Annotated in this window: 14 protein-coding genes and 1 tRNA gene; 8 read left to right on the forward strand and 7 right to left on the reverse strand. The window is 72.2% G+C overall.

Annotation, left to right across the window (positions count from 1 at the left end):
• Positions 1-99 precede the first annotated feature (99 nt).
• Both J3P41_RS05095 and glmU read right to left on the reverse strand, forming a co-directional pair.
• Positions 100-1071 carry a ribose-phosphate diphosphokinase gene (locus J3P41_RS05095; protein WP_246861457.1) on the reverse strand — a complete coding sequence of 324 codons (972 nt, stop codon included), beginning with the start codon at positions 1069-1071 and terminating at the stop codon, positions 100-102.
• 94 nt (positions 1072-1165) lie between these two features.
• Positions 1166-2602: a bifunctional UDP-N-acetylglucosamine diphosphorylase/glucosamine-1-phosphate N-acetyltransferase GlmU gene (gene glmU, locus J3P41_RS05100; protein WP_210649121.1), complete on the reverse strand. Its 1437-nt coding sequence runs from the start codon at positions 2600-2602 to the stop codon at positions 1166-1168.
• A 95-nt stretch (positions 2603-2697) separates the two neighbouring features.
• Between glmU and J3P41_RS05105 the strand changes: the two genes are divergently transcribed.
• The 4 genes from J3P41_RS05105 to J3P41_RS05120 all read left to right on the forward strand — a co-directional run bounded on the left by J3P41_RS05105 (position 2698) and on the right by J3P41_RS05120 (position 6668).
• Entirely contained in the window at positions 2698-3333 is a 636-nt protein-coding gene (locus J3P41_RS05105; protein ID WP_210649122.1) for a TetR/AcrR family transcriptional regulator, read from the forward strand.
• Positions 3334-3412: 79 nt separating this feature from the next.
• Entirely contained in the window at positions 3413-4936 is a 1524-nt protein-coding gene (locus J3P41_RS05110; protein ID WP_210649123.1) for an NAD(P)/FAD-dependent oxidoreductase, read from the forward strand.
• Positions 4933-5781: an SDR family oxidoreductase gene (locus J3P41_RS05115; protein ID WP_246861458.1), complete on the forward strand. Its 849-nt coding sequence runs from the start codon at positions 4933-4935 to the stop codon at positions 5779-5781. The genes J3P41_RS05110 and J3P41_RS05115 overlap by 4 nt, the downstream gene beginning before the upstream one ends.
• Positions 5778-6668 (forward strand): alpha/beta fold hydrolase, encoded by an 891-nt coding sequence (locus tag J3P41_RS05120; protein WP_210649124.1) that lies wholly within the window; start codon positions 5778-5780, stop codon positions 6666-6668. Before J3P41_RS05115 ends, J3P41_RS05120 begins: the two co-directional genes overlap by 4 nt.
• A gap of 41 nt (positions 6669-6709) precedes the next feature.
• On the opposite strand, the gene J3P41_RS05125 is transcribed toward J3P41_RS05120, so the two are convergent.
• A tRNA-Gln gene (locus J3P41_RS05125) sits at positions 6710-6788 on the reverse strand.
• A 91-nt stretch (positions 6789-6879) separates the two neighbouring features.
• Here J3P41_RS05125 and J3P41_RS05130 point away from each other — a divergent pair.
• From J3P41_RS05130 to J3P41_RS05145, 4 genes are read left to right on the forward strand one after another with little or no spacing between them, the layout of a single operon-like run.
• Positions 6880-7839, forward strand: a complete 960-nt coding sequence (locus tag J3P41_RS05130; RefSeq protein WP_307861833.1) for an ABC transporter ATP-binding protein — start codon at positions 6880-6882, stop codon at positions 7837-7839.
• Positions 7832-8725: an ABC transporter permease gene (locus tag J3P41_RS05135; protein ID WP_210649125.1), complete on the forward strand. Its 894-nt coding sequence runs from the start codon at positions 7832-7834 to the stop codon at positions 8723-8725. Before J3P41_RS05130 ends, J3P41_RS05135 begins: the two co-directional genes overlap by 8 nt.
• Positions 8722-9633: an ABC transporter ATP-binding protein gene (locus J3P41_RS05140; protein WP_210649126.1), complete on the forward strand. Its 912-nt coding sequence runs from the start codon at positions 8722-8724 to the stop codon at positions 9631-9633. The genes J3P41_RS05135 and J3P41_RS05140 overlap by 4 nt, the downstream gene beginning before the upstream one ends.
• Positions 9630-10331, forward strand: coding sequence for an ABC transporter permease (locus J3P41_RS05145; RefSeq protein ID WP_210649127.1), 702 nt, complete (start codon positions 9630-9632; stop codon positions 10329-10331). The genes J3P41_RS05140 and J3P41_RS05145 overlap by 4 nt, the downstream gene beginning before the upstream one ends.
• Here J3P41_RS05145 and J3P41_RS05150 read toward each other — a convergent pair.
• The 4 genes from J3P41_RS05150 to J3P41_RS05165 are packed head-to-tail and all read right to left on the reverse strand — an operon-like array spanning position 10328 to position 12583.
• Entirely contained in the window at positions 10328-10720 is a 393-nt protein-coding gene (locus tag J3P41_RS05150) for a hypothetical protein (protein WP_210649128.1), read from the reverse strand. The two genes, J3P41_RS05145 and J3P41_RS05150, sit on opposite strands and share 4 nt — an antisense overlap.
• Positions 10708-11976, reverse strand: a complete 1269-nt coding sequence (locus J3P41_RS05155) for a hypothetical protein (RefSeq protein WP_210649129.1) — start codon at positions 11974-11976, stop codon at positions 10708-10710. Before J3P41_RS05155 ends, J3P41_RS05150 begins: the two co-directional genes overlap by 13 nt.
• Positions 11973-12269 carry a hypothetical protein gene (locus J3P41_RS05160; RefSeq protein ID WP_210649130.1) on the reverse strand — a complete coding sequence of 99 codons (297 nt, stop codon included), beginning with the start codon at positions 12267-12269 and terminating at the stop codon, positions 11973-11975. The genes J3P41_RS05155 and J3P41_RS05160 overlap by 4 nt, the downstream gene beginning before the upstream one ends.
• Positions 12266-12583, reverse strand: coding sequence for an SAV_915 family protein (locus tag J3P41_RS05165; protein WP_210649131.1), 318 nt, complete (start codon positions 12581-12583; stop codon positions 12266-12268). The genes J3P41_RS05160 and J3P41_RS05165 overlap by 4 nt, the downstream gene beginning before the upstream one ends.
• Positions 12584-12605 lie beyond the last annotated feature (22 nt).

The raw sequence follows: 12605 nt of genomic DNA on the forward strand, positions 1-12605 counted from the left end.
TTTCGGGGGTGAGGCTCGAGTTTCCCCGGCTAGCCGGGGATCGCAACGCGGCGGCCGCAGCGCCGCCCGGCGAAGGGCGAGCCCGTACGGCGCAGGTACCTACGCGTGCCCGTCGAACATCGAGGTGACCGAGCCGTCCTCGAAGACCTCGCGGATGGCCCGCGCGATGAGCGGCGCGATGGAGAGGGTGGTCAGCTTGTCGAACTGCTTCTCCGGCCCGACCGGCAGCGTGTTGGTGACCACGACCTCCATGGCCGAGGAGTTCTTCAGCCGGTCGACGGCGGGCTCGGACAGAATCGGGTGGGTCGCGGCGATGATGACGCCCGCGGCTCCGTCGGCCATGCACGCCTCGGCGGCCTTCACGATCGTGCCGCCGGTGTCGATCATGTCGTCGGTCAGGATGCAGATCTTGCCGGCGACCTCACCGACGACCCGGTTCGCGACGACCTCGTTGGCCACGTCCGTGCGACGGGTCTTGTGGATGAACGCCAGCGGCGCACCGTCGAGGCGCGCCGACCAGCGCTCGGCGACCTTGATCCGCCCGGCGTCGGGCGAGACGACCGCCAGCGGCTGGTCGCCGTACTTCTCCTTGACGTAGTCGGTGAGGATCGGCAGCGCCATCAGGTGGTCGACGGGGCCGTTGAAGAACCCCTGGATCTGGTCGGCGTGCAGGTCGACGGTGATCAGCCGGTCCGCGCCGGCGGTCTTGAACAGGTCGGCGACGAGGCGGGCCGAGATCGGCTCGCGGCCGCGGTGCTTCTTGTCCTGGCGGGCGTAGCCGTAGAACGGCATCACGACGGTGATCCGCTTGGCCGAGGCGCGCTTGAGCGCGTCGACCATGATCAGGTGCTCCATGATCCACTCGTTGATCGGAGCCGTGTGGCTCTGGATCACGAAGGCGTCGCACCCGCGCACGGACTCCTCGTAGCGCACGTAGAGCTCGCCGTTGGCGAAGGCGTACGCCTTCTGCGGGACCAGCCCGGTCTCGAGGAGGTCGGCGACCTCGTGGGAGAGGTCGGGGTGCGCCCGGCCGCTGAAGACCATGAGGTTCTTCTCGGTGGTCCGCTTCATTCCGGTCACGCGACGCGTCTCCTCGATCGGGGGGCTCGTTCGACGGTGCTGCACAGGATTCTCGCCCACGAACCGGCCGTCCCCAACCCCGGGGTCACCCGTCGGTCTTCTCCTGCCGTTCACGCGCCGTTCGGGCGGCCTCGGCCTGCGCCGTCCCGGCTCGCCGCGACTCCGTCCAGCCCTCGAGGTTGCGCTGGGGGCTGCTGCTGACCGCCAGCGCGCCCGGCGGCACGTCACGCCGTACGACGGTCCCGCCGGCGGTGCCGGCCCCGTCCCCCACCGCCACCGGTGCGACGAAGGTGTTGTTGGAGCCGGTCTTGGCGTGGCGGCCGATGACGGTGCGGTGCTTGGCGACACCGTCGTAGTTGGCGAAGATCGTGCCGGCACCGATGTTGGTCCCCTCGCCGATCTCCGCGTCGCCGACGTAGGACAGGTGCGGCACCTTGGCACCGTCGCCGATCTGCGAGTTCTTGGTCTCCACGAAGGTCCCGATCTTGCCGCCGGTGCCGAGCTGCGTGCCCGGGCGGAGGTAGGCGAACGGCCCGACGCTGGCCCCGTCGCCGACGATCGCGAGCTCGCCGTGGGTGCGTACGACGCGGGCGCCGGCGCCGACCTCGCAGTCCTTGAGCGTGGTGTCCGGCCCGACGACCGCGTCCTCGTGGACGATCGTCGCGCCCAGGAGCTGGGTGCCGGGCAGGATCGTGACGTCGGGCTCGAGCACCACGTCGGCCTCGATCCATGTCGTCGCGGGGTCCATGACCGTGACGCCGTCCTTCATCCAACGGGTCACGATTCTCTGGTTCATGAGGCGACCGAGCTCGGCGAGCTGGGCACGGTCGTTCGCGCCCTGGGTCTGGATGACGTCGTCGATCACGTACGCCCCCACCGTGAGCCCGGCCTCGCGAGCGAGCTGGACGGTGTCGGGCAGGTAGTACTCCCCCTGCGCGTTGTCGTTGGAGATCCGCGGCAGCGCGTCGACGAGGAACTCGGCGTCGAAAGCGAAGATGCCCGAGCTGATCTCGTCGATCTCGCGCTGCTCGGGCGTCGCGTCCTTCTCCTCGACGATCGCCTCGACGTCGCCCTCGGCGTCGCGGAGGATCCGGCCGTAGCCGAACGGGTCAGCGACCCGCCCGCTGAGGATGGAGACCGCCCGCTGCGCCGCCTCGTGCTCCTCGGCGAACGCGCGCAGGGTCTCGCCCTCCAGCATCGGGGTGTCCCCGGCCGTGACGATCACCGTGCCGGTAGTCGTACCCGCCGCCTCGACGGCCACCCGTACGGCGTGCGCGGTGCCCTCCTGGGTCTCCTGGACCGCCAGAACGACGTCGGACACGAGGTCGGTGACGTGCCTTGCGACCTGCTCGCGTTGATGACCCACGACGGTGACGACCTTCGACGGCTCCACCGCCTGAACCGCGCGCAGGACGTGGCCGATCATCGAGCGCCCGCAGACCGGGTGCAGCATCTTGATCGTCTTCGACTTCATCCGGGTGCCGCCGCCGGCGGCGAGGACGATGACGGTGAGGTTGTCCATGGCCGCAGTCTGTCATCGCCCGCCGCGTGCGCCACCACCGTAGGGGCGCCGGCACTCGACCCGGTCGCCTCCGCGGCCTGTGGTCGAATGTCGACGTGACCGGACGCACCTACGGCGGGGAGTCGGCGACCGACCGGCTGGCGCGGCGGCGCCGGCAGCTGCTCGCGGCGGGTCTCGAGCTGTTCGGCACCGCGGGCTACCAGTCGACGACCGTGCGTCAGATCTGCCGGGCGGCCAGGGTCAGCGACCGCTACTTCTACGAGCAGTTCGACTCCACCGAGGACCTGCTGCTCGCGGTCTACGGCGAGTGCACCGCCCGCCTGGAGGAGGCGGCGCTGGCTGCGCTCGGCGACCGGCAGGGCCCGGTCGGCGAGCTCGCGCGGCACGGCCTCGACGCGTTCCTCACCGTGGTGGAGTCCGACCCGCGGCTGGCGCGGGTCGTCTGGTTCGAGGTGCTCGGGGTCAGCCCGCGGGTCGAGTCGACGTACCTGGCGCGGATGCAGTCCTTCGGCCACCTCATGCTGGGCGTGGTCGCCGAGCGCGCCGGCGACCAGGCGCTGACCCAGCAGGCGCGCGAGCTGCTGGCCAGCGCCTGTGCCGGAGCGGTGAGCCAGAGCGTCGTCACGTGGGCGAGTGCCGGGTTCACCCCCGCCCGCGCGGTCGTGGTGGACGCGCTGGCCCAGTTCCTCTCCGGAGCGGCCGCCGCCCTCCTCGAGCCCACCGGTCGGTGACCTGCGTCACCCCACGATGCGGAATCGGACGTCATCACTTTAGGGTGGCGACGGACAGGTCCCAGATCGGAGGCGCGCCGTGGAGCCACCCGTCACCGTGCTCGTCATCGGCAGCGGCTTCGGCGGCCAGCTGAGCGCCATCAACCTGCTGCGCCGCGGGATCACCGACTTCCGCATCCTCGAGCGGCGCGACTTCATGGGCGGCACCTGGTGCCAGAACTCCTACCCCGGCGCCGCCGTCGACGTGCCGTCGCCGCTCTACTCCATCGCCGCGGAGCCCTATCCCTGGACGCGGATGTACGCCGAGCAGGCCGAGCTGCGCGACTACACCGAGCACGTCATCGACCGCTGGTCCCTGCGCGAGCACACGGTGCTGGGTGCCGAGGTGGTCGCCGCCGAGTGGGACGGCCGGGTCTGGACCGTGCGCACCCGCGACGGCGGGCTGCACCGCGGCCGGTTCCTCGTCAACGCCTCGGGGCCGCTGAGCACCCCGGTGGTGCCGCCGTTCCGCGGACTCGAGGACTACACGGGCACCACCTTCCACACCAACGGCTGGGACCACGGGGCCGAGCTGGCCGGCAAGCGGGTCGCGGTGGTCGGTTCCGGCGCCAGCGCCGCCCAGGCCATTCCGGCGATCCAGCCGTTGGTGGGCGAGCTCCACGTGTTCCAGCGCAGTCCCCACTGGGTGCTGCCGCGGCCCGACCGCACGTTCGGCCCCCTCCAGCGGCGCCTGCTGCGGCTGCGTCCCCTGCACCGGCTGCTGCGCACCGCCATCTACTGGCGGCTCGAGAGCCGGGTCATCGGGTTCAAGCACAGCCGGTGGCTGCTGCGCCGCGTCGCCCAGCGCGCCGCACTGCGCCACCTCGAGGCCCAGGTCCCCGACCCCGACCTGCGTGCCCGGCTGACCCCGGACTACACCATCGGGTGCAAGCGGATCATCCTGTCCGACACGCTCTACCCCGCCCTGTCCGCTCCCCACGTGACGCTCCACGACCGTCACGACGGCATCGACCACTTCGACGCCACCGGCATCGTCACCGCATCGGGCGAGCACCTCGACGTCGACGTCGTCGTGTTCTCCACCGGCTACGACGCCACCGACGGGCTCATCCCCTACGAGGTGCGCGGGCGCGACGGAGCGACCCTGGCGGACTTCTGGCACGAGTTCCCGCGGGCCTACCTCGGCACGACCGTGCCGAACTTCCCCAACCTGTTCGTCGTCACCGGCCCCAACACGGGCATCGGCCACACCAGCGCGATCTTCGTCATCGAGTCGCAGATGGAGTACATCGGGCGCGCGCTCGACGCGGTCCTCGACGCCGGTGCGACGAGCATCGAGGTCACCGCCCAAGCCGAGGACGCGTACACCCGCAGGATCCACCGCGAGATGGAGCGGACGGTGTGGCACGACGGCGGCTGCACGTCCTGGTACCAGTCGCGCTCGGGCCGGGTGGTCGCGATGTTCCCCGGCTTCTCCTTCTCGTTCCGCCGCCTCGCCCGCCGCTTCCGGCCCGAGCACCACGTCATCCGGCACGCTCCCACCCCCGTCGGCACTTCCGACCCCGCCGGTACGCCCACCCCCTCCGAGAGGACGCACGCATGAAGCTGTTGCACGACCTGGACGACAAGGTCGCCGCCGTCACCGGCGCCGGCTCCGGGATCGGCCGTGCCCTCGCGCTGCGGCTGGCCCAGGACGGGTGCCGGCTCGCCCTGGCCGACGTGGACGCCGACGGCCTCGCCGAGACCGAGCGGCTGCTCGCCGGTCGCGCCCGCGCCGTCACCACGGCCGTCGTCGACGTCGCCGACGAGGCCGCCGTCCTGGCCTGGGCCGACGCGGTCGTGGCCGACCACGGGCGCGTCAACCTCATCGTGAACAACGCCGGCGTCGCGCTCTCGGGCACCGTCGCGTCGCTCTCCACCGACGACTACCGCTGGATCATGGGCGTGAACTTCTGGGGCGTGGTGCACGGCACCAAGGCCTTCCTGCCCCACCTCGAGCGCTCCGGCGCCGGCCACGTCGTGAACATCTCCAGCGTCTTCGGGCTGACCGCCCAGCCGTTGATGAGCGGCTACAACGCCAGCAAGTACGCCGTACGCGGCTTCACCGAGTCGCTGCGCCAGGACCTCGAGCTGACCGGCTCGTGCGTCAGCGCCACGTGCGTCCACCCCGGCGGCATCAAGACCAACATCGCCCGCTCCGCCCGCGTGCATCCCAGCGTCGCGAACGCGACGGGCAAGCCGTCGGACGCCGCCGCCCGCGAGCTGGAGAAGTCCTTCCTCACCTCCCCCGCCAAGGCCGCCGACGTCATCGTCGACGCGGTGCGCAAGGACAAGCGGCGCGTGCTGGTGGGACCCGACGCCCGGGTCTTCGACGCGATGGCGCGCCTCACACCCGCCGGCTACCAGCGGCTCGTCACCGGCGTCGTCCGCTCGCGAGGCGGGAAGTGAGCGGCGTCCGCACCGCCCTCGCCGGTCGCCTGTACGCCGCCGCGACCGGCGCCGAGGCGAGGGCGTACGGCCTGCGCGAGCGCCGCGTGGACGTCGGCGACGCGACCCTGGCCGTGCTCGAGGGCGGGCCTGCGGACGCCCCCGCAGCAGTGCTGCTGCACGGCTACTCCGCCGACCGAGTCGTGTGGGTGCGCTTCGCGCGTCACCTGCTGCGCGACCACCGTGTCGTGGTGCCCGAGCTCGCCGGCCACGGTGCGTCCGGGTTCACCACCGGCGCCGGCTACTCCGCCGCCGCCCAGGCCGACCGGGTCGCCGTGCTGATGGACCGGCTCGGCATCGACGCCGCGCACGTCGCGGGCAACTCCATGGGCGGCTTCGTCGCCGCGACCCTCGCACTCTCGCACCCCGAGCGGGTCCGGTCGCTGCTGCTCAGCGACGCGGTGGGCGTGAGCTCGCCCGAGCCGAGCGAGGCGGAGCTGCTGATCCGCGATGGCCGCAACCCCTTCCTGCTCGACCACGCCGGCGACTTCCCGGCCTTCTACGCGATGACGATGGCGCGCCCGCCGTTCCTCCCCGGCTTCCTGCGGTCCGCCATCGCCGCCGACCACGTCGCTCGCCGCGAGCAGCTGGCCGAGATCTTCGCGGACTTCCACGGCGTCGGCACGCTGGACGACCGGCTCGGCGAGGTCGTCGCACCGACCCTGGTGATGTGGGGCGAGGAGGACCGGCTGGTGCACCCGAGCACCGCGACGACGTGGGCCGCCGGGATCGCCGGCGCGCGGTCCGTGCGCTACCCCGGACTGGGCCACATGCCGATGCTGGAGGCGCCCGGCCGCGTCGCCGCCGACTACCGCGCCTTCCTCGCGGAGGTCGGCGCGGGACGCTGAGGACCAGGTCCGGAGCAATTCCTCAGGCGACAGGACAGGAGCTCCCCGGGTAGGAGTCGAACCTACGTCGCTAGTCCTGATTCAAAGTCAGGCGGGCCCTGCCGGCAGACCAACCGGGGAATGTGCGCCCCAGCCTAGAGCCATCAGCCTTCGCGACGATCGGGGCGATCCCTGATGCCGTACGCCGGTCCCAGCCGCTAGCGTGACGACCGTGACGGGGGAACTCATCGGCCGCACGCCGGTCATCGCGACCGCCGGCCTCACCAAGCACTACGGGTCGGTGCACGCGCTGACCGACCTCACGGTCGACGTCGGCCCGGGCGTGACGGGTCTCGTGGGCGCGAACGGTGCCGGCAAGTCGACGCTGATCAAGATCCTGCTCGGCCTCCTCGAGCCGACGGCCGGGCACGCCTCCGTGCTGGGTCACGACATCGAGCAGGCCAGCCAGGACATCCGCCGGCTCGTGGGCTACATGCCCGAGCACGACTGCCTGCCGCCCGACGTCAGTGCCAGCGACTTCGTCGTGCACATGGCGCGGATGTCCGGGCTCGGCGCGTCGGCGGCCCGGGAGCGCTCGGCCGACGTGCTGCGCCACGTCGGGCTCGACGAGGAGCGCTACCGGCCGATGGGCGGCTACTCCACCGGCATGAAGCAGCGCGCCAAGCTGGCCCAGGCGCTGGCGCACGACCCGCAGCTGGTCTTCCTCGACGAGCCGACCAACGGCCTCGACCCCGCCGCGCGCACCGACATGCTGCGGCTCGTGCAGCGCATCGGCAGTGACTTCGGCATCGCCGTGCTCGTCACGTCCCACCTGCTCGGTGAGCTCGAGCAGGTCAGCGACCACGTCATCGTGCTCGACGGAGGACGCCTGCTGCGCTCCAGCGCGACCACCGACTTCCTCCGGCAGACCGGCAGCCTGCTGGTCGAGGTCGTCGGCACCGAGACCGAGCGCGACCGGCTCGGCGAGGAGCTGGCCCGGCGCGGACTGACCTGTCGGCCACGCGGCTCGATGGTCGCCGTCGACCCGCCGCCGGCAGACCTCGCCGCCGAGGGCGCCGCCCACGACCTCATCCGCGACGTCGCCGTCGAGCTGGGCCTGGGACTGATGCGCCTCGAGCCGGACCGCGGCCACCTCGAGGACGTCTTCCTCGAAGGAGGAGCCCGTGTCTGAGTCCGCTCCCGACCTCGGCCGCTCCGGAGTCATCCACGACCTCGGCTACCGCCACTACTCCGGCGTCCGCGAGGGCACGCCGGCCATCGCGCGCACCCTGTTCGTCACCGGCCTGCGCCACGCGTACGGCTTGGGGCGCTCCGGGAAGTCGAAGGTGATGCCCTTCCTCCTGCTGGGCATGTCGTTGCTGCCGGCCGCGATCGTCGTGGGCGTCGTCGTCCTCACCGGCCTCGGCGACCTGCCTGTGTCGTACGCCGACTACACCAACCAGACGCAGCTCCTGGTCAGCCTGTTCGCCGCGGCGCAGGCGCCGGTGCTGTTCTCGCGCGACCTGCGCCACCGCTCGATCGTGCTCTACCTGGCTCGGCCGCTGTCCGCGCCGATGTTCGCCCTGATGCGATGGCTGTCGCTGAGCCTGGCGCTGCTGCTGTTCATGCTCGTGCCGACGCTCGTGTTGTTCCTCGGCGCGCTGCTGGCCGAGCTCGACACGGGCGACCAGGTCGCCGGCCTGCTCAAGGCGCTCGTGCTCCAGGTCCTGCTCGCCACGCTCGTCGCCGGCATCACGGGCCTGATCTCCTCGGTGTCGCTGCGCCGCGGCTTCGCGGTGGTCGGATCGGTGATGGTGCTGATCGTGCTGACCGGCGTGGTCAGCGTCGTGCAGAACATCGCCGCCTTCGAGGACGCGGACTCCGCATCGGTGGCCGTCGGGCTGTTCTCCCCATGGTCGCTGTTCGCCGGCCTCGCCGACGCCTGGGACGCGGGGGTCAACACCCCGGCGCCCGTGGACGGCGCGTGGGTCCCGGCGTACGCCCTGGTGGCGGTGCTGCTCGTCGCCGGCTGTCTCCTGGGGCTGGTCGCCCGCTTCCGGAAGGTGGGTTCGCGATGAGCACCCTGGTCCTCGACTCGGCCTCGCGCTGGTTCGGCAACGTGGTCGCGGTCAACGACGTGTCGCTGTCGATCGGCCCGGGCGTGACCGGCCTGCTCGGTCCCAACGGTGCCGGCAAGACGACACTGATGGCGATGATGTCCGGCTTCCTCGCCCCCTCGGCCGGCCACGTCACCCTCGACGGCCAGCCGGTGTGGCGCAACACCGAGATCTACCGGCACATCGGGCTGGTGCCGGAGCGCGAGCTGAGCTTCGGCTACCTCACCGGGCGCCAGTTCGTGCGCGCCAACGCCGACCTCCACCGCCTGCCCGACGCGGCCGCGGCGACCGAGCGCATCCTCGAGGTGGTCGACATGGTGGAGCCGGCCGGGCGCCGCCTCGACACCTACTCCAAGGGCATGCGCCAGCGGGTGAAGATCGCCGCCGCGCTCGTGCACGACCCGTCCGTGCTGCTGCTCGACGAGCCCTTCAACGGCGTCGACCCGCGCCAGCGCATGCACCTGATGGACCTGCTGCGCCGCCTGGGCGACGAGGGGCGCACCGTGCTGTTCAGCTCGCACATCCTCGAGGAGGTCGAGCGTCTCGCCCGGCACATCGAGGTCGTGGTCTCGGGTCGGCACGCCGCCTCCGGCGACTTCGGCGCGATCCGCCGGCTGATGACCGACCGGCCGGTGCAGTACGCCCTGCAGTCCAGCGACAACCGCCGGCTGGCCGCGGCCTTGATGGCGCAGGAGTCCGTGCGTGCGGTCAGCCTGCGCGCCGACCACCTCGACATCCAGGTCGACGACCTCGGCAGCTTCGCCGTGGGACTGCCCGGCCTGGCCAAGGAGCACGACGTGACCCTCTACGAGCTCTCCCCCAGCGACGAGTCGCTGGAGAGCGTCTTCGCCTACCTGGTGGCGCGATGATCAACACGACGATCGCCAAGCTGGCCCTGCAGGCACTCCTGGGTCGCCGCCGCTTCTTCCTGTTGCTGGCCTTCCCGGTCCTGCTCGTCGCGCTGGTCGCGCTGGTCACCGCGCTCACCGACGGTGACGCCGCCTTCGACATCCTGCCCGGTCTGGGCTACCCGCTCGTGCTCCCGCTGGTGGCGATCCTCGCCGCGTCGTCGGTGCTCGGTCCCGAGGTCGACGACGGATCGATCGTCTACCTGCTCTCCAAGCCGGTCAGCCGCTACGGCGTCGCGATCAGCAAGTGGCTCGTCGCCCTCGGCGCGACGCTGACCGCGGGCGCGCTGCCGATCCTCGTCGCCTCGCTCATCGCCGGCGACAGCGACCGGGCGGTCGGGATGTTCGTCGGCGCGATCGTCGCCGGCACGACGTACTCCGCGCTGTTCCTCGCCATCTCCGCCGTCACCCGCCACGCCGTCATCGCGTCGCTGATGTTCGTGCTGATCTGGGAGAGCCTGCTCGGCAACCTCTTCACCGGCGTCGCCTGGCTCAGCATCGGCCAGTGGGGCCTGCGGGTGGGCCACGAGATCTCCGACCGGCTGCCCGACCCGGCCAACCTGCCCTACGCCGTTCTCGCCGCCCTGGTGGTCACCCTCGGCGGCGTGTGGTTCGCCGGCGACCGGCTGCGGTCGTTCTCGCTGCGCGGCGAGGACTAGTCGGCCACGACCGCCCGGGCACGCCACAGCCGGCCGGCGGCCCACAGCAGGTAGACCGCCGGCACGCCCAGGAGGACCGCCCACAGCCAGCTCTCCTCGACCGCGCCGACCACGGCAGTGACGCCCGCCCACGCGGCGAGCAGCACCAGCGCCACCAGGCCCGGGGTCCGCGCGGCCCGGGAGCCGGGGTCGAGGGGGCGGGCGGCGACGACCGCGCCCAGCACCGAGACCACCCCGAAGACGACGAAGGCCGCCGCCCACGCGCGCCCGAAGGCGCTGTCGGCCTCGAGGACGAGTCCCGTGCCCAGCGCGACGGCCAGCAGCCCCGCGCCGACGCCGAACGCCGCCGAGACCTTCCCGATCCGGGGTCGCGCGCTCAGCTGAACCACCCGCCGATCGTCTCCCCGACGCTCGAGACGCCGTCGACGATGGCCTCTCCGGTGTCCTCGAGCGCGTCGACGCCCTCGTCCCAGGCCTTGCCCACGTCGGGGCCGTTCTCGAAGAGCGAGTCGATGGCGCCGTCGGCGAAGATCGCGACGCCGGCGCCGATGACCGTGCCGACGACCGCTCCGACAGCGGTCCCGACACCGGGCACGACCGAGCCGGCCGTGGCGCCGATGAGCGCCGCGGTGCCCACGCTGGCGCCGAAGCCGGCGGCCGCGCCGAGGCCGGCGGAGACTCCCTGCGAGACCGCGATCTGCTCGGTCGTCTCGCCCTCCTGCCAGTCGTTGTAGATCCCGATCCCGATCCCGAGCGGCCCGAGGATCTTGCCGGCGCGGCCGAGGTGGCGCAGTCCGCGCGAGTCGGCCGCCTCGTCGGCCCGGCGCAGCAGGTCCTCGGCCTGGTCGAGCTTGCCCTCGATCGCGAGCCGGTCGGCCTCGAGCCTGGCGTGGTCGATCGTCTCGAAGAAGAACCACTTGCGCTTCAGGTAGCGCTCGGGGTGGGCCTGCAGGTCGTCCATCGCCCGGTGTGCCTCGGCGACGAGGTCCTGGGCGGACTGCACGAGCCGGGACTGGTGCAAGGCGATGCTGACGCCCATGGCGCCGGCGGCGACCTTGCCCACGATGTCGGTCACGGTGACCAGCCACGCGGCGTGGGTGCCGGGCTGGTAGTCGTTCTGCAGCTCCCGGCAGGCGGCGGCGTAGTAGCGGTCGATGCGGGCGGCCTCGCCCTCCGCGTCGTAGTAGGCCTGGAGCAGCGCCTGGTGGGCGTCGTACGCCGCCACGCGGCGGTTGTGGTCCTCGACCTCCTGCGGAGTGCCCACGAAGTCCGAGGGCGGCCGCGCCGGTCCGGCGCCGGGGTGCTCCACGACGAACCCGGAGACCGTCAGCCCCGCGCCGCGCGCCGCCGTACGGACGTCGGCCATCTGCTCCTGGGAGCGGCGCAGCTTCTCCGCGAAGTCGTCGAGGTCGCCGGCCATCTTCTTGGTCGCGCCGGCCAGGTCGTCGATCTTGTCGCGCGCCCGGCCGGCCATGTCCGCGAACTCCTCGCCGGCCACCGAGCGCCACGACGACTCGGCGTTGCGGCGCGAGTCGTTGGCTGCGTCGCCGGCGGCGGTCAGCTTCGGCTCGAGGCTGCCTCGCAGCCACGTGGCGGCACCCTCGATGCTGCTCGGCGAGCCCTGGATCTCGGTGTCGATGCTCACTGCTGCATCACTCGCCGGATCTGCTCCATGCCGGCCGAGGAGTCGGCGTCGGCGCGCTGGTAGTAGCTGCGGGCCAGGCGGACGGACTCCGCCGAGCCGCTCAGCGCCGTGGAGGCGTTGCCGGCGCTGCTGACGACCTGGCTGAGCATGCTCGCGATCACGGCCGTCATGGGACCGGCGTCGACACCGCGCGGCACGCTGCCGGCGAGCCCCTCGATGCCGTCCGCCGCGCCGTCGAGGTCGCTCGCGATGGTGTCGAGGACTCCGAGGTCGACGTCGATGCCGCCGCTCACGCCGTCTCCTCGGCATCGTCGCGCAGACCGGGATCGACATCGAGGAAGAGCAAGTCGTACGGCGTCTGGTCGTGGATCCGCTGGAGCGCCGCCACGTCGCACAGCAGCCACGGCGCGTCCGGCAGGTACCAGGTGTGGAGGCGGTCGATCGCGGAGTACGCGTAGAGGGCGGTCCGTCCGTCCTCCACCCGGTGCAGGAGCACCCGCCGGGAGGCGACGTCGGCCTCGTCGGTGGTCGGGACGTACACCACGGGCGGCAGCTGCGGACGCTGCCGCTCGCTCGTCGGGGGAGGTGCCGTCTGGGGGGTGGTCACGGAAGCAGTCACTCCTCGGGAT

The sequence above is a fragment of the Nocardioides sp. SYSU D00065 genome, from assembly GCF_017916425.1.
Lineage (GTDB): Bacteria > Actinomycetota > Actinomycetes > Propionibacteriales > Nocardioidaceae > Nocardioides.

Excerpts from the sequence above, each read along its gene's own strand:
- J3P41_RS05145 (WP_210649127.1), top strand. The coding sequence starts at position 9,630 with ATGATCAACACGACGATCGCCAAGCTGGCCCTGCAGGCACTCCTGGGT.
- J3P41_RS05140 (WP_210649126.1), top strand. The coding sequence starts at position 8,722 with ATGAGCACCCTGGTCCTCGACTCGGCCTCGCGCTGGTTCGGCAACGTG.
- glmU (WP_210649121.1), bottom strand. The coding sequence starts at position 2,602 with ATGGACAACCTCACCGTCATCGTCCTCGCCGCCGGCGGCGGCACCCGG.
- J3P41_RS05095 (WP_246861457.1), bottom strand. The coding sequence starts at position 1,071 with ATGAAGCGGACCACCGAGAAGAACCTCATGGTCTTCAGCGGCCGGGCG.
- J3P41_RS05115 (WP_246861458.1), top strand. The coding sequence starts at position 4,933 with ATGAAGCTGTTGCACGACCTGGACGACAAGGTCGCCGCCGTCACCGGC.